Source organism: Leifsonia sp. KNZ13-11D, assembly GCF_056754895.1.
Genome location: NZ_JBPGWU010000001.1, coordinates 2,124,658 through 2,149,565, shown reverse-complemented (window position 1 = coordinate 2,149,565; position 24,908 = coordinate 2,124,658). Strand labels below are relative to the sequence as shown.

The window sequence follows — 24,908 nt, the reverse complement described above, 5'->3', positions numbered from 1 at the left end:
ACCGGTGGCTGACCCTAAAGGCTTTCTGAAGGTGACGGAGCGTGAGCTGCCGAAGCGCCGCCCCGTCTCCGTCCGGCTGATGGACTGGAAAGAGGTCTACGAGGCCCAGGACCCGGCGCAGCTGCGCCGCCAGGCCGGACGCTGCATGGACTGCGGCGTCCCGTTCTGCCACTCCGGCTGCCCGCTGGGCAACCTGATTCCGGAGTGGAACGACCTGATGTGGCGCGGGGAGGGCCGTCAGGCCATCGACCGCCTCCACGCGACCAACAACTTCCCGGAGTTCACGGGCCGCCTGTGCCCGGCGCCGTGCGAGTCGTCGTGTGTGCTCGGCATCAACCAGCCGGCCGTCACGATCAAGCAGGTCGAGGTCTCGATCATCGACCAGGCGTGGCAGAACGGCTGGGTGCAGCCGCACCCGCCGGAGCGCCTGACCGGCAAGACCGTCGCCGTCGTCGGCTCCGGCCCCGCTGGCCTCGCCGCCGCGCAGCAGCTGACCCGTGCCGGCCACACCGTCGCGGTGTACGAGCGCGACGACCGGATCGGCGGCCTGCTCCGCTACGGCATCCCGGACTTCAAGATGGAGAAGAAGCACCTGGAGGCACGGCTCAACCAGATGATGGCCGAGGGTACCCGCTTCCGTGCGGGCGTCGACATCGGCACCGACATCACCTGGGACGACCTGCGCGCCCGGTACGACGCGGTCGTCGTCGCGACCGGCGCCATGGTGCCGCGCGACCTGCCCATCCCTGGGCGTGAGCTCTCGGGCGTCCACTTCGCCATGGAGTACCTGGTGCAGCAGAACAAGGCGGGCGCCGGCGACGACATCGCCGACCAGATCACGGCGGACGGCAAGCACGTCATCGTCCTCGGCGGCGGCGACACCGGCGCCGACTGCATCGGAACCGCGCACCGCCAGGGCGCCGCCAGCGTGACCAACCTGGCCATCGGCAAGCAGCCGCCGGCGGAGCGCCCCGAGCACCAGCCGTGGCCCACCACGCCGACACTGTTTGAGGTCCAGTCGGCGCACGAGGAGGGCGGCAGGCGCGAGTACCTCGCGTCGACCGTCGAGTTCCTGGCGAACGAGTTCGGCGAGGTCCGGGCGCTGCGCGTGGCCGAGACCGAGTACCTGGACGGGCGCCGCGTGCCCAAGGCCGGCACCGAGCGCGAGATCCCCGCCGACCTGGTGCTGCTCGCCCTCGGGTTCACCGGTCCGGAGCAGCAGGACCTCTCGTCGCAGCTGGGTCTGCCGTTCGACCAGCGCGGCAACGTCGCGCGCGACGGGCAGTACCAGACGGAGCAGGAGGGCGTCTTCGTCGCCGGTGACGCCGGCCGTGGTCAGTCCCTCATCGTGTGGGCTATCGCAGAGGGCCGGGCAGCGGCGGCCGCCGTGGACCGGTATCTTGAAGGGGAGACGCAGTTGCCGTCTCCGATCCGTCCCACCGACCGCGGCATCCTCGTCTGAGCGAGGCGATGCCCGCACGACCGGGCGCCACCACGAAATCACGCGCCGTCGGCGCAGAATCACGGAGCGAACAGAAAAGCATGAGAAGGGCCAAAATCGTCGCGACCCTCGGGCCCGCGACCTCCAGCTACGACAACATCCGCGCGATCATCGACGCGGGTGTGGACGTGGCCCGCATGAACCTGAGTCACGGCAGCTACGAGGTGCACGAGGCGGTCTACGCGAACGTGCGCAAGGCCGCCGACGACGCGGGCAAGCCGGTCGCTGTCCTCGTCGACCTCCAGGGCCCGAAGATCCGCCTCGGCAAGTTCGAGGCCGGCCCCTACGAGCTCGCCGAGGGCGACATCTTCAAGATCACCACCGAGGACATCATCGGCACCAAGGAGATCTCCTCGACCACCTTCAAGGGCCTGCCCGACGACGTGAAGCCGGGCGACTACCTGCTGATCGACGACGGCAAGGTCCGCGTCCGCGTCATCGACGTCGACGCCCCGGTGGTCACCACCGAGGTCATCGTCGCCGGTCCCGTCTCCAACAACAAGGGCATCAACCTGCCGGGCGTCGCCGTGAACGTCCCGGCGCTGTCCGAGAAGGACGAGGCCGACCTGCGCTGGGGCCTGAAGCTCGGCGCCGACCTCATCGCCCTGTCGTTCGTGCGGAACGCCCGGGACATCGAGCGCGTGCACGAGATCATGGCGGAGGAGGGGCGCAAGATCCCCGTCGTCGCCAAGGTCGAGAAGCCGCAGGCGGTGGATGCGCTGGAGGAGATCATCGAGGCGTTCGACGCCATCATGGTCGCCCGCGGCGACCTCGGTGTGGAGCTCCCGCTCGAGGCGGTCCCGATCGTGCAGAAGCGCGCGGTCGAGCTGGCGCGCCGCGCCGCCAAGCCGGTCATCGTCGCGACGCAGATGCTCGAGTCCATGATCTCGAGCCCCGTGCCGACCCGCGCCGAGACCTCGGACGTCGCGAACGCGGTGCTCGACGGTGCGGACGCCGTCATGCTCTCCGGCGAGACCAGCGTCGGCGAGTACCCGACCGTCACCGTGCAGACCATGTCGCGCATCGTCACGTCCACCGAGGAGCACGGCCTGGAGCGCATCCTTCCGCTCGGCACCCGGCCCCGCACCCAGTCGGGCGCGATCACGCTGGCCGCCGTCGAGGTCGCCGACTTCGTCGAGGCCAAGTTCCTCTGCGTGTTCACCGAGTCGGGTGAGTCGGCCCGCCGCATGGCGCGCCTGCGCAACAAGATCCCGATCCTGGCGTTCACGCCCGAGGAGTCGGTCCGCCGCCGCATGTCGCTGTTCTGGGGCGTCGAGTCGTTCGTCGTCGGCCGTGTCACCCACACCGACCAGATGGTTGCGCAGGTGGACGAGGCCCTCAAGTCGACCGGCCGCGCCGTCGACGGCGACAAGGTGATCATCATCTCCGGCTCCCCTCCCGGGATCCCCGGAACCACGAACGACATCCGCGTGCACAAGGTCGGCGACGTCCTCTAGCACCGGTAGGAAGAGGCCCCGCCCCGTGGCGGGGCCTCTTGCCTGTCGTCCTCGGGTATGACGCCGTATCCGACCAGGGGATGAACTCCCGTTCTCCCATGGAATCCGGAGGGTCGGCGGCCCTCCGGCGCGCGTATCCTCGGGCTATGGAACACCGTTGGATGCGCTGGGCGCCCGCCGTCGTCGTCCCCGTGGCGATCGCCGCGGCCGTGATCGTCGCGCCCCTCGCGGCGGGGGCGAGGGACCTCCCCGTGAAGTCGCCGGCGGACGTGCTCCGTCTCGTCGCCGCGAGCGACACCCGCTCCTTCTCCGGCACCGTCGAGCAGAGCTCCGAGCTGGGGCTGCCGAGCCTGCCGTCCACCTCGTCCCCGTCCTCGACCTCCGACGACGCGAGCGCCGCGAGCGTCCTCGAGCTGGCCCTGGCGGACCACACCGCGAAGGTCTGGGTCGACGGGCCCACCCGGGTGCACGTGCAGGTGCTCGACCCGCTGGCCGAGAGGGATGCGATCCGCAACGGCTCCGACGTGTGGCTGTATCAATCGGCCAAGAAGCAGGTCACGCACGCGACCCTGCCCACGCGGACGGCCCGGCCCGAGGCGCCCGACGCCACGACCCTGACGCCCTCCGCTCTCGCTCAGCGCTTCCTGGATGCGGTCGACCCGTCGACCTCGGTGACGCTCGGTGACCCCGTGCGGGTCGCCGACCGTGACGCCTACGACCTGGTCCTGACGCCGAAGACGGACGCGACCCTCGTCGGCTCGGTGTCGATCGCGGTCGACGGCAAGACCGGCATCCCGCTGAAGGTGTCGGTGCTCGCCCGCGGCGCGACCGCTCCGGCGTTCGAGGCCGGGTTCACGGCGTTCAGCACCGACAAGCCTGACGCCTCGCTCTTCTCCTTCACGCCGCCGAAGGGCGCGACCGTGTCGGAGCAGACGCTTCCGACGCGTGACGGCGCCGCACATCCCTCGGCTGACCACCCGAAGCCGACGGTGACGGGCACCGGATGGTCGACCATCGTGGCGCTCCCGGCCGGCTCCGCGCCAGCCGCGCTGACGGACGACCCGCTGGTCGCCCAGCTGACTCAGCCGGTGGACGGAGGGCGAGCCCTCAGCTCCTCGCTGGTGTCGGTGCTCGTGACCACGGACGGGCGCGTGCTCGCCGGCGCGGTCCCGGTGTCGGCCCTGCAGGCGGCGGCCGCCGCACTCGCGCGGTGACCGACGCGGCGATCGCGACCAGTGGCCTCACCAAGCGCTTCCGGTCGCGAGCGGTCGTCGACGGCCTCGACCTGAACGTTCCGCGCGGGTCGGTGTTCGGTTTCCTCGGTCCCAACGGGTCCGGCAAGACGACGACCATCCGGATGCTGCTGGGCCTGATCGCGCCGTCGGCGGGTGAGATGCACGTGCTGGGAGAGCGGATGCCCGATCGCGGCTCCCGCATCCTGCCCCGGGTCGGTGCTCTGGTCGAGGGACCGGCGTTCGCGCCGTACCTCTCGGGCACCGCCAACCTCGTCCGCCGCGACACCGCGGACCGCTACGCCCCGCGCGCGACGCGCACCGCGCGGGTGACAGCAGCGCTCGACCGGGTCGGTCTCTCGCATGCGGCAGGCAAGCACGTCCGCGCGTACTCGCTCGGCATGAAGCAGCGGCTCGGCATCGCCGGCGCCCTGCTGACCGACCGCGACCTGCTGGTGCTCGACGAGCCGACCAACGGCCTCGACCCGCAGGGCACGCGCGAGGTGCGCTCGCTGGTCCGCTCGCTGGCCGACGAGGGGACGACGGTGTTCGTCTCGAGCCACCTGCTCGCCGAGATCGAGCAGGTGTGCACGCACGCGGCGATCATGCGCGCCGGGCGGCTGGTCGCGCAGGGCTCGCTGGACGAGCTGCGGCGCGGCTCGGGCCCGCGGGTGGCCGTCGAGACGCCGGACACGTCGCTGGCGATCGGGGTGCTCAACCGCCTCGGACTGGACGCCGTGGCGACCGGCTCCGGCGTGGAGGCGTCGCTGTCCGATCCCGGCCCCGCCGCGGAGGACCTGTCGGCGGCGCTCGTCCGTGACGGCGTCCGGCTCCGCGGGTTCGCCGTGCGGTCGTCCAGCCTGGAGGAGCGGTTCGTCGAGCTCACGGGGGAGGGATTCGATGTCGAGCAGTGACGCGGTCGGAGGGTCCGGGGCCGCCGTGGCGGCCCCGTCCGCGGCCGCTGACGTTCGAGTGGATGCAGCCCGCCGCGAGCGCCCGGCCGCCGGCTGGGCGCTGCTCGGCTCGGAGCTCTCGGTGATGTTCCGCCGCTGGCGCACCTACGCGATGCTCGCCGCCCTGGCGGCCGTCCCCGTCCTGATCGCCGTGGCGGTGCGGATCACGGGAGGCAGCTCGCGCGGGCCCGCGTTCCTGAGCGAGATCAGCAGCAACGGGCTCTTCGTCGCCTTCACGGCCCTGGTCGTCTGCGTCCCGCTGTTCCTGCCGCTGACGATCGGCGTGGTGGCGGGCGACACGATCGCCGGAGAGGCGAGCCACGGCACGCTGCGCTACCTCGTGATCGCGCCGGCCGGGCGGCTGCGGCTGCTCGCCGTCAAGTACGCGGGCTGCGCGGTCTTCTGCGTCGCGGCCGCCCTGGTGGTCGGGGTGGCGGGAGCGCTGATCGGCATGCTGCTCTTCCCGATCGGACCGGTCACCCTGCTGTCGGGGGTGCAGGTCAGCCTCGGCGAGGCGTACCTCCGCCTGGCGCTGATCGCCCTCTACATCGTGGTGTCGCTGCTGGGGCTGTGCGCGATCGGGCTGTTCCTGTCCACGCTGACCGACGTCCCGGTGGGGGCGATGGCCGCCACCGCCGTCCTCGCGGTGATGTCGCAGGTGCTCGACCAGCTGCCGCAGCTCGACGCCCTGCACCCGTGGCTGTTCAGCCACTACTGGCTCGGCTTCGGCGACTTCCTGCGCCAGCCGCTCGCCTGGGACTCGTTCACCTCCAACGCCGTCCTCCAGCTCGGCTACATCGCCGTCTTCGGCGCGCTCGCCATCGGCCGCTTCACCACCAAAGACATCCTCAGCTGAACTCGGCCTCCCCCTCCGCCCACCGTCGAGTACACGAAAAGTGCACGCTCCGACCCCGGTTTCCGTGCACTTTTCGTGTAGTCGACGGTGGGCGGAGGGCCGGGTCAGGGGATGGATTCGGCGGTCTGCTCCAAGGGGGAGCGGGGGTGCTCGCGCTGGGTGGCTATGGCGGTTCCCGCGGCGGCGCAGACGATCAGGATGCCGAAAAGCTGCACGAGCGTGAACCGCTCGCCCAGGACGATCACCCCGAAGATCGTCGCCACCACAGGGCCGAAGCTCGTGATCACGGCGTAGAGACGCGGGGTGAGCCGGCGCAGGATGAACGTATCGAGGCTGTACGGCACCGCCGACGACAGCACGCCGAGGGCGAGCAGCAGCAGGAGGACGCGCGTGTCGAGTGCGCCGAAGTCGACCACGATGAGCGCCAGCGGCACGGTGAGCACCGTCGACACGATGCTCGCGACGCTGAGCCCCTCGAGTCCGGGCAGCCGCGTGGCCACCTGGCGGGTGAGCAGGATGTACGCCGCCCACGCCGCCGCGGCTGTGAGCGCCAGCACGACGCCGATCGGGTCGATCGCCCCCTCTGTCGCGGTCAGCAACAGGACACCGGCGGCTGCTGCGACCGCGCATCCCGCATCCAGGAGCCGGCGCGACCCTGCGAGGGCGAGCGCGAAGGGCCCGAGGAACTCGATCGTCGCCGCGATCCCGAGCCCGAGCCGTCCCACCGCTTCGTAGAAGCTCAGGTTCATGGCCGCGAGCACGACGCCCAGCGCGAGAGCCGGCCACAGCCGGCGCCACGTCAGCTCGGCGCGGCGCGGCCGATAGAACGGGAGCACCGCGACGGCCGTCACGATCTGGCGCGCCGCCACCACGACGATCGAACCGACGACGGGGATGAGCAGCCCGGCGAGCGCCGAGCCGAAGTTGATGCTGACCTCCGTCGCCACCTGGGTGCTCGCACCGACGATGCGGTCGCGACGGGTGGAGCTCACCGGATCAGCCTAGCCGCAGGCACCGGCGCTCCCGGCGCATCCCGAGAATGCTTGCGATGTGCGCGTCATAGAGCGGGGATCGCTTCGTCTCCATAGGTGAGACCCCACGCACCCCCGACATGATTCGAGGTTCATCCTGTCCAGTCGCACATCCCCAGCGTCGCCCCGAAGGCGGCGTCAGATCGCGCGCGTCGCCCTCGTCAGTTCAGCAATGCTCCTCGTTGCGGCCTCCGTGGCGGGGGCGGTGACCGTCGCCGCGGTCTCCGCGCCCGACGCCCACGCCGTCGACAGCAACGGACCGGCGACGGATGCGCCGGCGACGGATGCACCCGCGACGGATGTTCCCGCGACGGATGCGCCCGCGACGGATGCGCCGGATGCGCCCGCGCCGGATGCGCCCGCGCCGGATGCGCCGGCGACGGGCGCGCCGGATGCGTCGTCGACGGATTCGCCCGCGCCCGACGACGGCTCCTCGGTCACGATCGAGTCGGCACCGGCCACCGCCGTGGCCGACGAGCTGAGCGTGTCGCTCCTCTCGGCCACCAGCGGTTTCACGAGCCAGCTCGGCACCTGGTCGCAGGCGAGCAGCAGCCGTGCCGTCGCGCCGATTCCGGGCACCTTCGCCTCGTTCGGCGATATCGCGATCGACAGCTCCACCGGCTTCACGACCACCGCCCTGGTTTCCGGCCCGAGCGGCCCGCGTTTCGTCGATGACGCGGTGTTCGCGAAAACCCAGGGCGCGAACTGCTTCTCGGTCGAGTCCCGGCAGAACACGATCACGACCAACGTCGTCAAAGACTGCGGCGCGACCGCGACCTACACGATCACCTTCCCCCACCCCGTGGCGAATCCCCAGATCACCCTGGCGTCGGCCTACATGCGACAGAAGTCGTGGTTGCTCCCGGTTCAGGGCGGCGGAAGCGGCCGGTACAACTGGTGCGCCTACTACTGGAACGACGCCACGATCGCGGGGGTCAACGGCGCAGCCCCCGCGGCCGGACAGGTCTCCCTGTTGAACGTCGGAGCGGGGGCCACCTACGGATCCAACGCGGTGAAGGTGAACCCGAACTACGTCACCAGCCAGTCGAACTCGTGGTGTGCGACGCAGCCGAGCTCGGGGGAGCAGTCCGAGCAGCTCACGATCCCGTCGCGCGCGACGCTGCAGGTGGCCGGCCTGGTGTCGTCCGTGACCGTGTCGGCGGCGACGAAGGGTATGGTTCCCTACTTCACCTGCAACCCGGACGCCATTTACGGATTCTGCAACTACATCGACTATCCCTATCCGTTGCAGGGGCCCGGCTACTACCTCTCGACGGCGATCCCCGTGGCCGACCTCGCGGTGACGAAGACCGGACCGGCGTCGCTCGCGGCGGGCTCCGATGTGTCCTGGACGCTCAACGTCACGAACAAGGGGGCAGCCGACTCGCACGGCTTCGTCATCAAGGACGCGATCCCTGCCGGGATGACGAACGCCCGGATCACCTCCGCCCCGGCCGGGTGCTCCCTGTCCGGCACGGTTCTGACCTGCGCGAAGGCGCCGCCCGGCTTCACGATCGCGGAGAACGGGTCGAACTGGGCCGTCGCCGACCCGTCCGGAGGCAACACCAGTGCGCTCCTCCCTTCGGTCCTCGACGCGGGCGCGACGTTCGGGCCGATCGTGCTCACGGCGAAGTCGCCGAACCAGAAGGTCAACCTCACCAATACGGCGACCGTCGCCGGGGCCGACACCGACAGCTCCACCGCGAACAACACCGCGCAGGCCGTCACCGCCCTGACCGGCACGCCGGCGTACACCTACGACAAGGCGGTGGACACCCCGTCGGCGGTCCCCGGGCAGAAGGTCACGTACACGATCACGATCCGCAACACCGGGACGGTGGATCTCGCGGCAAGCGACGTCTGGGTGCGTGACGACCTCACCGGCATCCTGGACGATGCGGCCTACAACAACGACGCCACGAACGGCGCCGTCCTGGAGGACCCGACGCACCTCCGCTGGAGCGGTTCCCTGCCGGCGGGCCAGACGACGAGCTTCAGCTACTCGGTCACCGTCGGGTCGCCGCCCACCGGTGACCTGAAGCTCGTGAACACGGTGACCTCCACGGCCCCGGGCGCTTCGTGCGCCGCGACCTGCAGCACGTCGACCCCGATCACCCAGCTCATGCTGACCGTCAGGAAGCTCGGCTGGGTCGGCGGCGCGAGCGTGCCCATCGACGGTTCGGCGTTCCGTCTGCTCACCGACCAGTCCGGAGTTCCGGGCGCCCCGGTCATGAACGGCGCCCTGACGCCGGTGCAAGGTCAGACCGGCATTCTGACGGTCGGCGGCCTGCAGCCGGGGACCTACTGGCTGGAGGAGACGAAGGCGCCTGCGGGCCATTCGCTGCTCGCGAAGCCGGTGAGCTTCACGCTGGCTCAGAACGGTTCCCTGACACTCTCCTCGCCGGGCGGCAACGCCCAGGTCTCGGTCAGCGGAGGCACGATCACCGTTCAGGACGCCGCGTCCCTGACGCTGCCCCTCGCGGGTGTGGCGTGGAGCGCGCCGTGGGCCCTCCTCGGGCTGGCTGTGCTGGTCGGCATCGTCGCCCTCGCCGTCGTCCTGCGGCGCAGGGTCCGACGCCAGGTGAACTGACCGTTCGCCCGACATGCGGGGCGGGAGAAGCGAACGCTCCTCCCGCCCCGCATTCGCGCTGTCCGCCCGCACCACCCCCGCACCCCCTCCGTCGAGTACACGATTTGTGCACGCGACACGCCAGGAGGGCGTGCACTTTTCGTGTACTCGACGGAGGGGCTCGACGAGGCCTCGATGGAGGAGGGAGGGACGCGGACAGCGGCGGAGCGCGACGCGCTCAGAGCGCGCGGCGCATGATCGCGCGCGTCGCGCTCGGGCGCCGCACCACCTCGAAGCCGCCGTCGAGGAACAGCGAGACGGTGCCGTGGTAGCGCTCGGCGTTCGAGAGCGACGGACGCACCTCCGGGTCGACCGGGTAGCCCTCGACGACCTCCGCGCCCTGCGCGCGGGCGTGGTCCACCGCGCCGTGCAGCAGCGCCCGCGCGACACCGCGCCGACGGAAGTCGATGCGGACGACGAAGCACGTCACCGCCCACGGGTCGGCAGGGTCGCCCTCGAGCCGTTTGGTGATCGGCGAGCGGGCCAGGTTGGGATACGCCGAGTACGGTTCAACGGCCGCCCAGCCCGCGGGCTCTCCGTCCACCCAGGCGAGGACGCCCGGGGAGCCGCCGCGCACCTGGTCGTGCAGCCGCTCGCGCCTGTCGTCCACCGACAGTTCCGCGAAGCGCTTCCCCGGCGCCCGGAACCATTGGCACCAGCATCCCGCCGGGTCCCCACGGGTGCTGAACACCGTCTCGAGGTCACCCCACAGGTCGTCGTCCACCGGCCGGACCACTGTGTCGCTCATGCCCCGACGCTAGCGCGCACCTCCGTCACCGGCCAAGGGCCGTCGGTCAGCGCGATCCGGGCCACCAGCGACGGGTGTTCGACGTGGGCGAAGTGACCGGTCGCGGGCAGTGTCAGGGACCGCAGCGCCGGCACGATACGCCCCAGCCGCCGCTGGTCGCCGGCCGGCACGAACAGGTCCCTGCGGCCGCGGATCGCCAGCACCGGACAGCGGATGCGCCCCCAGCGCTCGGCCGCCGGGTACCGGCGAGCGCACGCCAGCGCCCGCACGAACGCCGCCGGCCGCAGATCGCGGGCGAGCTCGTGAACGACACCCGGAACCCCTCGCGCGAACAACGGCGCGGCGAGCACGGCCAGCAGCCCGGCTCGCTCCGACCACCGCACCAGCCGCGGACCGCCGGGGCCGAGCGCCGCGAGCCCGCGCATCCCGACACCCAGGAGCAGCAGCGGCGCCGCGCCGACGAACAGGCGCAGCGGACCGAGCGCATCCGCCCTGCCGCCGAACGTGGTCCCGGACACGAGCACCACCGACTCGGTCGCCGCCGGCTCCTGCGCCGCGAGCTCGAGGGCCACGAACCCGCCCAGCGAGTGACCGACGACTCGCCACCGTCGGTACCCCAGGGTGCGCATGACCTCGGCCGACGCCCGCGCCAGCACCTCGGCATCCAGCGTCGCGACCTCGGCGGGCGAATCGCCCCAGCCGGGCAGGTCCGGCACGACGAGGTCGGGCACCGGCCCACCCCGCTCCGCCGACGCGGCGGCGATCATCGGCAGCCAGGTCGTCCATGACCCGGCGGCGCCGTGCAGCAGCAGCGTCGCCACCGCGTTCGTGGACGGCACGGATTCATGCACTGTTCGGCGCACGGCCACCGGCCCGGCACCCGTCTGGACGATCGTCTGTTCCACTCCTGTTGTTCGGAGCGGACCGGCCGTAGGATGCGCGACAAGCCACCCCGCGTCCGGAGGCACCGGCGCGCGACAGGCCGACCGGAGGGAGCACGATGACCGACACGACCACCGCGTCCGCGGAGCACGGCCTCAGCGACGAGATGCTCGACCGGCTCGACGCCTGGTGGCGCGCGGCCAACTACCTGTCCGTCGGCCAGATCTACCTGCTCGACAATCCGCTGCTCCGGCGCCCGCTGTCGCGCGACGACATCAAGCCGCGCCTGCTGGGCCACTGGGGGACGACGCCCGGCCTGAACTTCATCTACGCCCACCTGAATCGCGCCATCCGGGAACGCGACCTCGACACCCTCTTCATCGCGGGCCCGGGGCACGGCGGCCCGGGCGTCGTCGCCAGCGCCTACCTCGACGGCACCTACAGCGAGATCTACAGCGCGATCGATCAGAGCGAGGACGGGCTGCGCCGGCTCTTCCGGCAGTTCTCGTTCCCCGGCGGCATCCCGAGTCACGCCGCGCCGCAGACGCCCGGCTCCATCCACGAGGGCGGGGAGCTGGGCTACGCGCTCTCGCACGCGTTCGGCGCGGCCTTCGACAACCCGGACCTGCTGGTCGCGGCGGTCGTCGGGGATGGCGAGGCCGAGACCGGGCCGCTCGCCACCGCTTGGCACTCGAACAAGTTCCTGAACCCCGCACAGGATGGCGTGGTGCTCCCGATCCTGCACCTGAACGGCTACAAGATCGCCAACCCGACGGTGCTGGCGCGCATCCCCGAGTCCGAACTGCTCGACCTGATGCGCGGTTACGGCTACGACCCGTACCTCGTCTCGGGCGGCTTCGACGGGGAGGACCCGCGCGAGGTGCACAAGCGGATGGCGGCGACGCTCGACGATATCCTCGACCGCATCGCCGCGATCAAGCAGGCCGCGGCGGCAGGTGACCTCGGCTCCCGCCCGGCGTGGCCCATGCTCATCCTCCGCACGCCGAAGGGATGGACGTGCCCGGCTGAGATCGACGGCCACCCCGCCGAGAACAACTGGCGCTCGCATCAGGTGCCGCTGGCCGACGCGCGCGACACCGGGGAGCACACCCGGCTGCTGGAGCAGTGGCTGCTCTCGTACCGGCCTGACGAGCTCTTCGACGAGCACGGCCGTCCGGTCGAGCTGATCACGTCGCTTGCTCCGGAGGGGGAGCGGCGGATGAGCGCCAACCCGGTCGCCAACGGCGGCCTGCTGCGCCACGACCTGCGGCTCCCCGACTTCCGCGACTACGCCGTCGACGTCGGCGCGCCGGGCGACACCGTCGCGGAGGCGACCAGGGTGCTGGGTGACTGGCTCCGGGATGTGATGATCGCGAACCCCACGGACTTCCGGCTGTTCGGGCCGGACGAGATCGCCTCCAACCGCCTGCAGGCCGTCTTCGAGACGACCTCGAAGCAGTGGAACGCCGAGTACCTGCCGATCGATGACGACAACCATCTCGCCCCGCGCGGCCGAGCGATGGAGGTGCTGAGCGAGCACCAGTGCCAGGGCTGGCTGGAGGGGTACCTGCTCACCGGCCGCCACGGCGTCTTCACGTCGTACGAGGCGTTCGTGCACATCGTCGACTCGATGTTCAACCAGCACGCGAAGTGGCTGAAGGAGGCGCGCGAGGTGCCGTGGCGGCGGCCGGTCGCCTCCCTCAACTACCTGCTCAGCTCGCACGTCTGGCGGCAGGATCACAACGGGGCCTCCCACCAGGACCCGGGCTTCATCGATCACGTCGTCAACAAGAAGGCCGACGTCGTCCGCGTCTACCTGCCCTTCGACGCGAACACGCTGCTCTCGACGTACGACCACTGCCTGAAGTCGGTCGGCTACGTGAACGTGGTCGTCGCAGGCAAGCAGCCGTCACCGCAGTGGCTGAGCATGGAGGAGGCGATCGCGCACTGCACGCGCGGTATCGGCATCTTCCCGTGGGCGGGCACGGAGGTGGAGGGCGAGGAGCCGGATGTCGTGCTGGGCTGCGCGGGCGACATCCCGACCTTGGAAGTGCTCGCGGCCGCCGACATCCTGCGGCGCCGCCTGCCCGACCTGAAGGTGCGCGTGGTCAACGTCGTCGACCTGATGCGCCTGCAGAGCGAGGGCGAGCACCCCCATGGGCTCGACGATCGCGAGTACGACGCTCTCTTCACGGCCGACAAGCCGGTCATCTTCGCTTACCACGGGTATCCGTGGCTGATCCACCGCCTGACCTATCGCCGCAACGGCCACGACAACCTCCATGTGCGCGGGTACAGGGAGGAGGGCACGACCACCACACCGTTCGACATGGTGATGCTCAACGACCTCGACCGCTACCACCTCGTCATCGACGTGATCGACCGGGTGCCGGGGCTCGCCTCCCGCGAGGCGGGGCTGCGCCAGGAGATGCAGGATGCGCGGCTGCGGGCGCGGCAGTACACGCGCGAGCACGGCGAGGACATCCCCGAGGTCGCGGAGTGGAAGTGGGGCGGCGGCGAGCGGACCACCCGGATCGACACGACGGGCGGCGACAACGACTGAGCGCACCGTGCCTCCGGCCGGGAGCGAGCCGTCAGAGCGGCCGCGCGGTCTCCGGGTCGACGACCGTGAGCTCCGCGATCTTCGCCGTGCGACCGTCGCCCGACGAGCGTCCGGTGAGCCGCCGCCCGATCCACGGCAGCACGTAGCGGCGGTAGTAGTCCGCGGTCCGGCGCGTGCGCTCTTCGCCCGGGGCCGCGGCGACCTCCTCGACGCCCCACTCGGTGGGCACAGGGATGCCGAACGCGGTCAGCACGTTGCTCGCGACGCGCGCATGGCCGAGCGGTCCGAGGTGCAGCCGGTCGGCGGACCAGTAGCGGATGTCCTCGAGGCCCTCGTCGGCCCAGTTGTCCACGAACGTGATGCCGTCGCGGGGGAGCATCTCGCGCACCGCGATGGCCAGCTCTTCGCCGCGCCGGCGGATCAGGCCGCCGAGGGGCAGGTGCGCACTCGGGTTCGCGCCGCTCAGCAGCAGCATGTGGCTACCGGAGGCGACGACCCGGTCGGCCGCATCCATCAGGGTCTTCGCGACGCTCTCGATCGAGACGCGCGGCCGCATGATGTCGTTGCCGCCGCCGTTCAGGCTGACCAGGTCGGGATGCTGCGCGATCGCCGGCTCGACCTGCTCGGCCACGATCGGCCCGAGCTTCCTGCCGCGGATCGCGAGGTTCGCGTACCGGAACGGCCCGTCGGAGGCGGCCGCCATCCCGAGCGCGACGAAATCGGCCCAGCCGCGCACACGGCCGTCGGGGAGGTCGTCGCCGACGCCCTCCGTGAAACTGTCGCCGATGGCGATGTAGCTGGTGAACCCGGTGCTGCTCGACACAGGTGCAACGCTACCCTGCGCGGCTACCATGGGCGGCATCGGCAACGACGCCTAGAGGGGGATGCCATGCAGAAGGTCAGTCCGTTCCTGTGGTTCGAGCGCGGCGTGGAGGAGGCGGCGGAGTTGTACACGTCTCTCATCCCGGATTCGCGCATCCTCGAGGTCCAGCGATTCGGGGAGGGGATGCCGGACGGTCTGGTCGTGCTGCGCTTCACCCTGGCCGGCGTCGAGTACCAGGCGATGAACACCGGACCCGCGAACGGGTTCACGGAGGCGTTCTCGCTCTCGGTGCTGTGCGACGACCAGGCCGAGGTCGACCGGCTGTGGGATGCGCTCACCGCCGACGGCGGCGAGGAGAGCATGTGCGGCTGGCTGAAGGACCGCTGGGGCGTCAGCTGGCAGATCGTGCCCCGCCGGCTGATCGAGCTGCAGTCCGACCCGGACCCTGCGCGCGCCGCACGCGCGAACCAGGCGATGCTCGGGATGCGGAAGCTCGACATCGCCGCGCTGGAGGCGGCCGCGGACGGCCGCTGACGGCCGCCGACTCCCCGGATCAGCGCGCGATCAGGTTCTGCCAGCTGAGCAAGTGCTCGACCGTCACTCCGGAGTAGCCGCGCACCCCGCCGAGCGCGGTGCGCACCTTCGCGGTCTCGCTCTCGAGCAGGGCCGCGCTGTCGTCGCCGAACGTCGCCGCCGGGCCGCCCGCGACCTCCGGCGTGTCGGTCTCGACGCCGATGCTGAACGGGATGCGCTTGCCGGCCGCTGCGGTCGCGGCGGGCTTCGCGAGGGCGATGATCCCATCCGTGCCCGCGGCGTGGTCGCTGAACGCGACGATCGCCACCGACGTCAGATGGGGGAGGAGCGCGTCGAAGGCGGTCCCGCCGCCGGGCTGCGGTTTGGCGGCGAGCCACCAGGGCAGGTCGGCGCCGATCGGCACGGACCCGGCCGCCGCGCGGGCCGCGTCGTACATGGCCTGCAACTGCGCCACCACGGCCGGAAGCCGGTCGTCGGAGGAGACCGCCCACGGCTCGACGTCGAACTGCACCGCGTCGAACGGCGCCGCGCGCAGGGCGGCGGACGTCCACGTGGCCGCCAGCGACGGGTCGTCCGCCCAGGCCGGGTCGCCGCCGAGCGCCGCGACCTTCGTCACGCCGGCCGCGTGGAGCGCGTGCACCGCCTCGGTCAGCCAGGTGGAGAACGGGCCCTCATCGGCCGCCCAGGGGACCGACAGGAAGACCGTGCGGAGGTGATGCGCCGCAGCGAAGCCGGCCAGCGCCTGCGGCTCGAACTGCGTCAGACCCTCGCCGCGGGCGTCCGAGGCCGGGTCGATGGGGTTGCCCCAGGCCCACATCCCCGTGATCGCGGAGGTGGGCGTCGTGCCGTCCGTGCGCTGCGTCACCGCGCCCGCCGGCACCGCCGCGAGCAGGGACCCGCCGACCGCGAGTGCGAGCGCGGCCGACGCGATCGCAGAGCCGAGAGTCGGAGCTCGCATGGCACACCCTTAGAACGCGGAACGGAACGGTCACCGCGGATTCGGGTGTGCGGTACGACCATCATCGCAGTCCCTGTGACGCCGTCTACGCCGCATTCGGGGTACACAGCGTTCGCTCAGCGAGCTGGGTGTCAGTCGCGCCAGCCGAGCTCGGGGGCGATCCGGGTGACGATCGTCTCCAGCAGGTGGGCGTTGTACTCGACGCCCAGCTGGTTCGGCACGGTCACCAGGATGGTGTCCGCGTCCGCGACCGCGGCATCCTGGCGCAGCTCCTCCACGATCCGCTCCGGCTCGCCGACGTAGCTCTTGCCGAAGCGGGCAAGGCCGCCGTCGAGGTGGCCGACCTGGTCGTGCCGCTCGGTCAGGGCGGAGGCCCCGAAGTAGCGGCGGTCGAGGTCGGTGGTGATCGGCAGGATGCTGCGGCTCACGGAGACGCGCGGCTCGCGCTCCCAGCCCGCCGCGGCCCAGGCGTCGCGGTACTGCTGCAGCTGCTCGGCCTGCAGGTCGGAGAACGGAACGCCCGTGTCCTCCGTCAGCAGCGTCGAGCTCATCAGGTTCATGCCCTGCTCGGCGGCCCACACCGCCGTCGCGCGGGTGCCTGCGCCCCACCAGATCCGGTCGCCGAGACCGGGGGACTGCGGCTCGATGGCGAGCGCTCCGCGCTGTCCGCCGGTCATCGCCGGGTTCGCCTCCGCGACGCCCGCGCCCGCGACCGCCGCCCGGAACAGCTCCGTGTGGCGCCGGGCCATGTCCGCATCCGTCTCGCCCTCGGCCGGCACGTAGCCGAACGACTCCGAGCCGCGCAGCGCGGTCTCGGGTGAGCCGCGGCTGACGCCCAGCTGCAGCCGGCCGCCGCTGATCAGGTCGGCCGCCGCGGCATCCTCGGCCATGTAGAGCGGGTTCTCGTAGCGCATGTCGATCACGGCCGTGCCGATCTCGATGCGCGACGTGCGGGCGCCGATGGCCGCGAGCAGCGGGAAAGGCGACGCCAGCTGCGGCGCGAAGTGGTGCACGCGGAAGAAGGCGCCGTCGGCGCCCAGCTCCTCGGCGGCCACGGCCAGGTCGATCGCCTGGTGCAGGGCGTCCGCCGCGGTGCGCGACACGGAGCCGGGGATGGGCTGGTAATGCCCGAAGCTGAGGAACCCGATGCGTTTCACATCCAGTCCAAGCGACCCTGGGCGCGGCGTATTCCTCGCGCTAGAGTCCCGGTGTGGCGGAGTGGCTGTGCGCGACATGCGCGGTGGAGTTCGGCGCGGGGGAGCATCCACCCGCGTCCTGTCCGATCTGCGAGGACGAGCGGCAGTACGTGCCGCCGACCGGGCAGGAGTGGACGACGCTGCAACGCCTGCAGCGCGACGGCGAGCGCATCTCGATCGCCGAGCTCGAGCCGGACCTGTACGGACTCCGCAGCGAACCCCGGGTCGGCATCGGGCAGCAGGGCCTGCTGCTGCGGACCCCCGACGGCAACCTGCTCTGGGATCCGCCCGGCTACGTCGACGAGGCCGCGGCCGCCGCGGTGCAGGACCTGGGCGGCGTCGCCGTCATCGCGACGAGCCACCCGCACATGTTCGGCGCGCAGGTGACCTGGTCGCGGATGCTCGGCGACCCGCCGGTGCTCGTGAACGCGGCCGACCGGCACTGGGTGCAGCGGGAGGACCCGGCCATCCAGTCCTGGACCGGCGAGATCGAGGTCCTGCCCGGCGTGACGTTGCGGACGATCGGCGGTCACTTCCCGGGCAGCGCGGTGGTGCACTGGGACCGCGGGGTGGTGCTCAGCGGCGACACCGTGTTCCCGGGACCGTCGCAGCGCTGGGTGACGTTCCAGCGCAGCTTCCCGAACGACATCCCCCTCTCCGCGGCGGTGGTCCGGCGGATCGCGGACACGGTGTGCGACCGGCCGTTCGACCGGATGTACGGCAACCTCGGCAACGTCGTGCTGCGGGGCGCACGGGATGCGGTCCTCCGCTCGGCCGACCGCTACATCGGCTGGGTGAGCGGGGCGTACGACCACCTCACCTGAGGCGCATCAGAGAAACGGCGCCAGCTCCAGTTCCATCGCCGGCTTCGGCTTCGCCCCGACGATGGTCTTCACCACCTCGCCGTCGCGGAACACCTTCATCACCGGCAGGGCCAGCGCCTTGTAGGCGACCGCTGTGTCCATGTTCTCGTCCGCATTGATCTTGACGATGCGGATGCGGTCGCCGTGCTCGTCCTGCAGCTGCTGCAGGATGGGCGACAGGGCCCGGCACGGGCCGCACCACTCCGCCCAGAACTCGACGACGGTGGTGCCCGGGGCGGCGAGCACATCCTCCTGGAAGCTGGCGTCGGTGACGCTCTCGATCGTGGTCATGGCGGCACACTAATCCCTGACCCTCGGGGCAGAGTCAAGGGGCGACACGCCGGAGCGGTGCCCCGCCCATCCTGTGCGAGCATGGAGGCAGGAGGTGCGTATGGAGATCCTGAGCCCGCAGCAGATCCGCGAGTCGTTCGTCAACTGCTCCCGCAGCGAAGCCGAGGAGCTGCCCCTGCCTCCCGGCCTGCACGAGGTCGACTGGGCGAGGCGCGAGTACCTCGGCTGGCGCGACCCGCGGCTCCCGCAGCGCGGCTACGTCGTCATCCCGACCGACGACGGCCCCGTCGGCATCGTGCTGCGCGCCTCCGAGGCGTCGATGCGGTCGCACGCGCCCTCGATGTGCGGCTGGTGCCAGGATGTGCACCTCACCAACGATGTCTGGTTCTGGTCCGCGCGCCGGGCGGGCGCGGCCGGCCGCAATGGCGACACCGTCGGCACGCTCGTCTGCGGCGCGTTCGAATGCAGCGCCAACGTGCGCCGCACCCCTCCGCCGTCGTACGTCGGTTTCGACGCCGACCTGGTGGTGGAGGAGCGGATCGCCGGCCTGGCCGAGCGGGCGCGCCGCTTCGCGGCGACGGTGGTCGGCGCGCGCATCTGACGCGGCCGCGGGGCGCCGATCGGGCGCCCCTCTGACGTCATGCTGGGAGTCGTGCCGCCGGTGGGACTCGAACCCACACGCCCTTCCGGACAAAGCATTTTGAGTGCTCCGCGTCTGCCATTCCGCCACGGCGGCGCACAACAACACCTGAACAATACCGTAGGCTTTTGTGCGTGACTGACCAGGAGAACACCGCCACCGCACCCCGCCGCGTCGTCGTGGCGGAGGACGAATCGCTCATCCGCCTCGACATCGTCGAGATCCTGCGCGACAACGGTTTCGAGGTCGTGGGTGAGGCCGGCGACGGCGAGACCGCCGTGGCCCTGGCGACCGAGCTGCGGCCCGACCTGGTCATCATGGACGTCAAGATGCCGCAGCTCGACGGCATCTCCGCCGCGGAGCGCCTCTCGAAGGACCACATCGCCCCCGTCGTGCTGCTGACCGCGTTCAGCCAGAAGGAGCTCGTCGAGCGGGCCACCGAGGCGGGCGCGCTCGCGTACGTCGTCAAGCCGTTCACGCCGAACGACCTGCTCCCGGCGATCGAGATCGCGCTCGCGCGCTACCAGCAGATCATCGCCCTGGAGGCCGAGGTCTCCGACATGGTGCAGCGCTTCGAGACCCGCAAGCTGGTCGACCGCGCCAAGGGCCTCCTGAACGAGAAGATGGGCCTCAGCGAGCCCGAGGCGTTCCGCTGGATCCAGAAGGCGTCGATGGACCGCCGCCTCACCATGCACGACGTCGCCCAGGCGATCATCGAGCAGCTCGCCCCCAAGAAGTAGCCGCCCGCCGCGTCCCTCTCCTTGGGCGCGTCCCGGGGCGAGGATTTGTGCGAAATCGCGGTCATGCGCGCTCAATAGCCAGTAATTGGCACAAATCGTCAGCGCGCCGGTCGCGTCACAGGTCCTTGATCAGGTTCGTGATGCGGATCGTCGAGCAGCGGCGGCCGCGGTCGTCCGTCACGGCGATCTCGTGCGTCGTCAGAGTGCGGCCGAGGTGGATGGGCGTGCACACGCCCGTGACGTAGCCGCTCGTCGCCGAACGGGTGTGGGACGCGTTGATCTCGATGCCGACCGCGAGGCGTCCCTCGCCCGCGTAGAGGTTGGCCGACATGGAGCCGAGGGACTCGCCGAGCACCACGTACGCACCGCCGTGCAGGAGGTCCGCCGGCTGCGTGTTGCCCTCGACGGGCATGCGGGCCACAGCCCGCTCGACGCTGAACTCGAGCATCTCGATGCCCATCTTCTCGGCCAGCCGGCCGAGCCCCCTCTGCTGCACGTACGTGAGTGCGTCGTCGGTCATCCTCGGCCTCTCCTGACGGTCGTCTGGACTGTCACCGGCCCCTTGTAGGCTGGCCTGGTGTCAGACTCCGAAAAGCCTACCCTTCTCGTCATCGACGGCCATTCGCTGGCATTCCGGGCCTTCTACGCACTTCCTGTCGACAGCTTCGTGAACCGCGAAGGGCAGCACACCAACGCGATCCACGGCTTCATCGCCATGTTCATCAACCTGCTCCAGCAGCAGAAGCCGACCCACCTCGCGGTGGCCTTCGACATCTCCCGCTACTCCTTCCGCACGCGCGAGTACCCGGAGTACAAGGGCACCCGCGGGGAGACGCCCTCCGAGTTCGCCGGCCAGGTGCCGCTGCTCGAAGAGGCGCTCCACGCGATGAACGTCACCACCATCGCCAAGGAGGACTACGAGGCCGACGACATCCTCGCCACCCTCGCCCGGCAGGGCGTGGAGCAGGGCTTCAAAGTCCTCCTCGTCTCGGGCGACCGTGACACCATCCAGCTCGTCAACGACGACGTGACGCTGCTCTACCCGAACGTCCGCGGCGTGTCCGAGCTCAAGGTGTACGACCCGGCGGCCGTGCGCGAGAAGTACGGCATCGAGCCGCACCAGTATCCCGAGATCGCTGCGCTGGTCGGTGAGACCAGCGACAACCTGATCGGTATCGACAAGGTCGGCGAGAAGACCGCCGTCAAGTGGGTGCAGCAGTACGGCACGGTCGAGAACATCGTGGCCCACGCCGACGAGATCAAGGGCGTCGTCGGGCAGAACCTGCGCGACCAGAAGGAGAACGCGCTCCGCAACCGGCGCCTCAACCAGCTCCTCGACGATGTCGAGCTGCCGATCGGTCCCAAGGACCTCGAGCGCAAGCCGCTCAACGAGAACGCCGTGCGCGACATCTTCGCCCGCCTGCAGTTCAAGACCCTGCTCGACCGGCTGATGAAGACGGCGGCAGAAGAGGGGATGCTCGACGGCGCCGTCTCCGTCGCCGAGGTCGGCGATGCGGGTGCCGTGAGCGCGCCGGCCGTGCGCACGATGGTCGACGAAGAGCTCGCGAACTGGCTGTCGAAGGCGTCCGCCGATGGCGCTGCCATCGCCGTGCAGCTGGAGCGCGGTCCGGCCGGGGTCACCGGCTTCGGTCTGGCGACCGCCGACGACAGCGTCTACGTGCCGTGGGTGGCCGCCCGGCCGGACTACGCCGCGCTGGAGGAGTGGCTCGCGAGCAGCGCGCCCAAGTACTTCTTCCACGCCAAGCCGCAGTTCAAGGCGCTGAGCCGTGCCGGTTTCGTGGTCGACGGACTCGCCTTCGACACGCGCATCGCCTCCTGGCTGGTGAAGCCGGGCGCCGCGGCGCAGTCTCTCGCGGAGCAGGTGTACGAGGTGCTCGGCGAGACTCTGCCGGTCTCCGACCCGAACCAGCTCGTCCCGATCAACGACGCCGTCAGCCCGGCGACCGAGGCCTGGTACATCCGCCGCGTCGCCGAGGGGCAGATGATCGCGCTCGACGAGGGCACCCGGGGAGTGCTCGACGACATCGAGCTGCCGCTGGTCGCCGTGCTCGCCGAGATGGAGCTGAACGGGGTCACGATCGACTCCGCCGTCCTCGCGCGCCTCCGCGGACAGCTCACCGACAAAGCCAACGACTTCGCAGCGCAGGCGTACGCGCAGATCGGCCACGAGATCAACCTCGGCTCGCCGAAGCAGCTGCAGCAGGTGCTCTTCGAGGAGCTCGGGATGCCGAAGACGCGCGCCACCAAGACCGGCTACTCCACCGACGCCGGATCGCTGGCCGATCTGCAGGAGAAGAACCCGCATCCGTTCCTCGGACTCCTTCTGCAGCACCGCGACGCGACCAAGCTCAAGCAGATCGTCGAGACGCTGGAGCGCTCCGTCGAGAGCGACGGCCGCATCCACACCACCTACGACCAGACCGGCACGAGCACGGGACGCATCTCCTCGAACGACCCGAACCTCCAGAACATCCCGATCCGCACCGAGGAGGGGCGCGAGATCCGCTCCGCCTTCACGCAGGGCGAGGGATTCGAGACACTGCTCACCGCCGACTACTCGCAGATCGAGATGCGCATCATGGCGCACCTGTCGGAGGATCCCGGACTGATCGAGGCGTTCAACGCGGGGGAGGACCTTCACCGGTTCGTCGGGTCGCGCGTCTTCGGCGTCCCGCCGGCGGAGGTCACCCCGGCCATGCGCACGAAGGTCAAGGCCATGTCGTACGGGCTCGCCTACGGGTTGAGCGCCTTCGGCCTGTCCAAGCAGCTGCGCATCGAGACGTCCGAGGCGCGGCAGCTCATGAGCGACTACTTCGAGCGCTTCGGCGCCGTGCGCGACTACCTGCGCAACGTGGTCGAGCAGGCGAGGGTCGACGGGTTCACCGAGACGATCTTCGGTCGCCGGCGTCCGTTCGCCGACCTGACGTCGACGAACCGTGTGCTGCGCGAGAATGCCGAGCGGCAGGCGCTCAACGCACCGATCCAAGGGTCGGCCGCCGACATCATGAAGGTCGCCATGCTGGGGATCGCGGGCGACATCATCGACCAGCGCCTCGAATCCCGGATGCTGCTCCAGGTGCACGACGAGCTGATCTTCGAGGTGGCCCAGGGCGAATGGGACGCCCTGGAAGCCATCGTGCGCGCCCGGATGGCGGGCGCCGCCGACCTGCGGGTGCCGCTCGACGTACAGGTGGGCCGGGGCGCGAACTGGGACGCCGCCGCGCACTGAGCCGTTCCTCCACAGGCCGCGGGTTCTGCACAGTGCGGGATTTCCGCTGCCTGAGGGGTGCACCGATCGGTATGGTCGGAGCATGACCAACGATCAGAAGCGCGAACCCACCCCGGTCGACACGATCGCCGAGGAGTGGGTGGACACCCAGCTCGAACTGTTCCCCGAGTACCACGTCTGGCTCGGCCGGCCCGGCCGCGAGGGCGAGTACGCCGACTACTCTCCCGCGGGCGCCGAGACCGCCGTCGCCAAAGTGAAGGAGGCTCTGGCCCGCATCGAGGCGGCGGAGCCCGTCGACGACATCGACCGCATCACGAAGATGGACCTCGCCCGGGAGCTGCAGCTCACCGTCGAGAAGCACGACGCCGGGTTCGCGCAGCGCGACCTCAACGTCATCGCCTCGCCCGCGCAAGAGCTGCGCGACATCTTCGACCTCGTGCCGACCGACACCGAGGACGACTGGGCGAACGTCGCGAAGCGCCTGCACAACCTGCCCGCTGCGATGAACGGCTACATCGAGACGCTGCGCAGCGGCATCGCGAACGGCAACGTCCCCGCCATCCGCCAGGTGCGCGAGGTGCTGGCGCAGGCACGCAAGCAGGTCGCCGACACCGGCTTCTTCTTCGAGTTCACCGGTGAGGCTCGACCGCTCAACGGCGTGCTGCCCGAGTCGCTGAAGTCCGACCTGGCGGCCGGTGCTCAGGAGTCGGCGCAGGCCTACGCGACGCTCGCCGACTTCCTCGAGAACGAGCTGGCGCCGCACGCGCCCGAGAGAGACGCCGTCGGCCGCGAGCTGTACGCCCTCGCGTCGCGCGGCTTCCTCGGCGCGACGGTCGACCTCGACGAGACCTACGAGTGGGGCATCGAGGAGCTCGCCCGCATGCGCTCCGAGCAGGAGTCGATCGCGCGTGAGATCAAGCCGGGCGCCAGCGTCCTCGAAGCGATCGAGTTCCTGGACGGCGACCCGAGCCGCAAGCTTCACGGCACCGACGCGCTGCAGCGCTGGATGCAGGAGACCAGCGACCGTGCCATCGAAGAGCTCGGCAGGTCGCACTTCGACATCCCGGCCGAGATCCGCCGGCTCGAGTGCATGATCGCGCCGACCCAGGAGGGCGGCATCTACTACACCGGTCCGAGCGACGACTTCGCCCGCGCGGGCCGCATGTGGTGGAGCGTCCCCGAGGGCGTCACCGAGTTCGACACCTGGCGCGAACTGACGACCGTGTACCACGAGGGTGTCCCGGGTCACCACCTGCAGATCGCCCAGGCCACCTACAACAAGGCGCAGCTCAACTCGTGGCGCCGCATCGCCGGAACGTCCGGGCACGCGGAGGGCTGGGCGCTCTACGCCGAGCGGCTGATGGAGCAGCTCGGCTACCTCGACGACCCGGCCGACCGGCTCGGGATGCTCGACGGCCAGCGGATGCGCGCGGCCCGCGTCGTCCTCGACATCGGCGTGCACCTCGAGAAGCCGCTGCCCGACGGCTCGCGTCCGTGGACGGGCGAGGACGCGTTCCCCTTCCTCCGCGAGAATGTCAACATGAACGACGGCTTCGTCCGGTTCGAGGTCAACCGCTACCTGGGCTGGCCGGGGCAGGCGCCGTCGTACAAGATCGGTCAGCGCATCTGGGAGCAGCTGCGCGACGAATACGCGCGCCGCGAGGGAGCGTCGTTCGACATCAAGGCGTTCCACAAGAAGGCGCTCGACATCGGCGGTGTGGGCCTCGACACGCTCAAGGCGGCGCTGCTCGACTGAGCGGC

At 70.7% G+C, this 24,908-nt stretch carries 21 protein-coding genes and 1 tRNA gene; 13 read left to right on the top strand and 9 right to left on the bottom strand.

The window, feature by feature from the left end; all coding sequences use genetic code 11:
* The first annotated feature begins 4 nt into the window (after positions 1-4).
* The 5 genes from ACR9Y5_RS10735 to ACR9Y5_RS10715 all read left to right on the top strand — a co-directional run bounded on the left by ACR9Y5_RS10735 (position 5) and on the right by ACR9Y5_RS10715 (position 5,999).
* Positions 5-1,462, top strand: a complete 1,458-nt coding sequence (locus ACR9Y5_RS10735; RefSeq protein ID WP_481297945.1) for a glutamate synthase subunit beta — start codon at positions 5-7, stop codon at positions 1,460-1,462.
* A gap of 80 nt (positions 1,463-1,542) precedes the next feature.
* Positions 1,543-2,958 (top strand): pyruvate kinase, encoded by a 1,416-nt coding sequence (gene pyk / locus ACR9Y5_RS10730; RefSeq protein ID WP_481297944.1) that lies wholly within the window; start codon positions 1,543-1,545, stop codon positions 2,956-2,958.
* Between the two features lie 146 nt (positions 2,959-3,104).
* Complete coding sequence (locus ACR9Y5_RS10725; RefSeq protein WP_481297943.1) at positions 3,105-4,172, top strand: LolA family protein; 1,068 nt, start codon at positions 3,105-3,107, stop codon at positions 4,170-4,172.
* Positions 4,169-5,104, top strand: a complete 936-nt coding sequence (locus ACR9Y5_RS10720) for an ABC transporter ATP-binding protein (RefSeq protein ID WP_481297942.1) — start codon at positions 4,169-4,171, stop codon at positions 5,102-5,104. The genes ACR9Y5_RS10725 and ACR9Y5_RS10720 overlap by 4 nt, the downstream gene beginning before the upstream one ends.
* Positions 5,091-5,999, top strand: coding sequence for an ABC transporter permease (locus tag ACR9Y5_RS10715; RefSeq protein WP_481297941.1), 909 nt, complete (start codon positions 5,091-5,093; stop codon positions 5,997-5,999). Before ACR9Y5_RS10720 ends, ACR9Y5_RS10715 begins: the two co-directional genes overlap by 14 nt.
* Positions 6,000-6,103: 104 nt before the next feature.
* Here the strand turns inward: ACR9Y5_RS10715 and ACR9Y5_RS10710 are convergent, their stop codons facing one another.
* The gene (locus ACR9Y5_RS10710; RefSeq protein WP_481297940.1) at positions 6,104-6,991 is read right to left on the bottom strand and encodes an EamA family transporter; all 888 of its coding nucleotides are present in this window, start codon (positions 6,989-6,991) and stop codon (positions 6,104-6,106) included.
* A gap of 211 nt (positions 6,992-7,202) precedes the next feature.
* Here ACR9Y5_RS10710 and ACR9Y5_RS10705 point away from each other — a divergent pair, with 211 nt between their 5' ends.
* Complete coding sequence (locus tag ACR9Y5_RS10705; protein WP_481297939.1) at positions 7,203-9,620, top strand: DUF7927 domain-containing protein; 2,418 nt, start codon at positions 7,203-7,205, stop codon at positions 9,618-9,620.
* A gap of 217 nt (positions 9,621-9,837) precedes the next feature.
* Here ACR9Y5_RS10705 and ACR9Y5_RS10700 read toward each other — a convergent pair whose 3' ends face one another.
* Positions 9,838-10,407: a GNAT family N-acetyltransferase gene (locus tag ACR9Y5_RS10700; protein ID WP_481297938.1), complete on the bottom strand. Its 570-nt coding sequence runs from the start codon at positions 10,405-10,407 to the stop codon at positions 9,838-9,840.
* Complete coding sequence (locus ACR9Y5_RS10695) at positions 10,404-11,246, bottom strand: alpha/beta fold hydrolase (protein ID WP_481297937.1); 843 nt, start codon at positions 11,244-11,246, stop codon at positions 10,404-10,406. The genes ACR9Y5_RS10700 and ACR9Y5_RS10695 overlap by 4 nt, the downstream gene beginning before the upstream one ends.
* A gap of 161 nt (positions 11,247-11,407) precedes the next feature.
* Here ACR9Y5_RS10695 and ACR9Y5_RS10690 point away from each other — a divergent pair, with 161 nt between their 5' ends.
* Positions 11,408-13,852, top strand: coding sequence for a phosphoketolase family protein (locus tag ACR9Y5_RS10690; protein ID WP_481297936.1), 2,445 nt, complete (start codon positions 11,408-11,410; stop codon positions 13,850-13,852).
* Positions 13,853-13,883: 31 nt separating this feature from the next.
* On the opposite strand, the gene ACR9Y5_RS10685 is transcribed toward ACR9Y5_RS10690, so the two are convergent.
* Positions 13,884-14,675, bottom strand: coding sequence for an SGNH/GDSL hydrolase family protein (locus ACR9Y5_RS10685; RefSeq protein WP_481297935.1), 792 nt, complete (start codon positions 14,673-14,675; stop codon positions 13,884-13,886).
* Between the two features lie 66 nt (positions 14,676-14,741).
* Between ACR9Y5_RS10685 and ACR9Y5_RS10680 the strand changes: the two genes are divergently transcribed.
* A complete protein-coding gene (locus ACR9Y5_RS10680) occupies positions 14,742-15,209 on the top strand; it encodes a VOC family protein (protein ID WP_481297934.1) in 468 nt (155 codons plus the stop codon).
* Between the two features lie 19 nt (positions 15,210-15,228).
* Here ACR9Y5_RS10680 and ACR9Y5_RS10675 read toward each other — a convergent pair whose 3' ends face one another.
* On the bottom strand, positions 15,229-16,167 hold the full coding sequence (locus ACR9Y5_RS10675) for a hypothetical protein (RefSeq protein ID WP_481297933.1): 939 nt from the start codon (positions 16,165-16,167) through the stop codon (positions 15,229-15,231).
* 131 nt (positions 16,168-16,298) lie between these two features.
* Entirely contained in the window at positions 16,299-17,330 is a 1,032-nt protein-coding gene (locus ACR9Y5_RS10670) for an LLM class flavin-dependent oxidoreductase (RefSeq protein ID WP_481299555.1), read from the bottom strand.
* A gap of 47 nt (positions 17,331-17,377) precedes the next feature.
* Between ACR9Y5_RS10670 and ACR9Y5_RS10665 the strand changes: the two genes are divergently transcribed.
* On the top strand, positions 17,378-18,187 hold the full coding sequence (locus ACR9Y5_RS10665) for an MBL fold metallo-hydrolase (protein ID WP_481297932.1): 810 nt from the start codon (positions 17,378-17,380) through the stop codon (positions 18,185-18,187).
* Between the two features lie 6 nt (positions 18,188-18,193).
* Here the strand turns inward: ACR9Y5_RS10665 and trxA are convergent, their stop codons facing one another.
* Positions 18,194-18,517, bottom strand: a complete 324-nt coding sequence (gene trxA, locus ACR9Y5_RS10660; protein WP_481297931.1) for a thioredoxin — start codon at positions 18,515-18,517, stop codon at positions 18,194-18,196.
* Positions 18,518-18,617: 100 nt separating this feature from the next.
* Here trxA and ACR9Y5_RS10655 point away from each other — a divergent pair, with 100 nt between their 5' ends.
* Entirely contained in the window at positions 18,618-19,118 is a 501-nt protein-coding gene (locus tag ACR9Y5_RS10655; RefSeq protein WP_481297930.1) for an FBP domain-containing protein, read from the top strand.
* 52 nt (positions 19,119-19,170) lie between these two features.
* On the opposite strand, the gene ACR9Y5_RS10650 is transcribed toward ACR9Y5_RS10655, so the two are convergent.
* A tRNA-Leu gene (locus tag ACR9Y5_RS10650) sits at positions 19,171-19,253 on the bottom strand.
* 38 nt (positions 19,254-19,291) lie between these two features.
* On the opposite strand from ACR9Y5_RS10650, the gene ACR9Y5_RS10645 reads away from it, so the two are divergent.
* Positions 19,292-19,897, top strand: a complete 606-nt coding sequence (locus ACR9Y5_RS10645; RefSeq protein ID WP_310129517.1) for an ANTAR domain-containing response regulator — start codon at positions 19,292-19,294, stop codon at positions 19,895-19,897.
* A gap of 115 nt (positions 19,898-20,012) precedes the next feature.
* On the opposite strand, the gene ACR9Y5_RS10640 is transcribed toward ACR9Y5_RS10645, so the two are convergent.
* A complete protein-coding gene (locus ACR9Y5_RS10640) occupies positions 20,013-20,417 on the bottom strand; it encodes a hotdog fold thioesterase (RefSeq protein ID WP_481297929.1) in 405 nt (134 codons plus the stop codon).
* Between the two features lie 57 nt (positions 20,418-20,474).
* Between ACR9Y5_RS10640 and polA the strand changes: the two genes are divergently transcribed.
* Both polA and ACR9Y5_RS10630 read left to right on the top strand, forming a co-directional pair.
* Positions 20,475-23,147 (top strand): DNA polymerase I, encoded by a 2,673-nt coding sequence (gene polA, locus ACR9Y5_RS10635; RefSeq protein ID WP_481297928.1) that lies wholly within the window; start codon positions 20,475-20,477, stop codon positions 23,145-23,147.
* A gap of 82 nt (positions 23,148-23,229) precedes the next feature.
* The gene (locus ACR9Y5_RS10630; RefSeq protein ID WP_481297927.1) at positions 23,230-24,903 is read left to right on the top strand and encodes a DUF885 domain-containing protein; all 1,674 of its coding nucleotides are present in this window, start codon (positions 23,230-23,232) and stop codon (positions 24,901-24,903) included.
* The last annotated feature ends 5 nt before the right edge of the window (positions 24,904-24,908 follow it).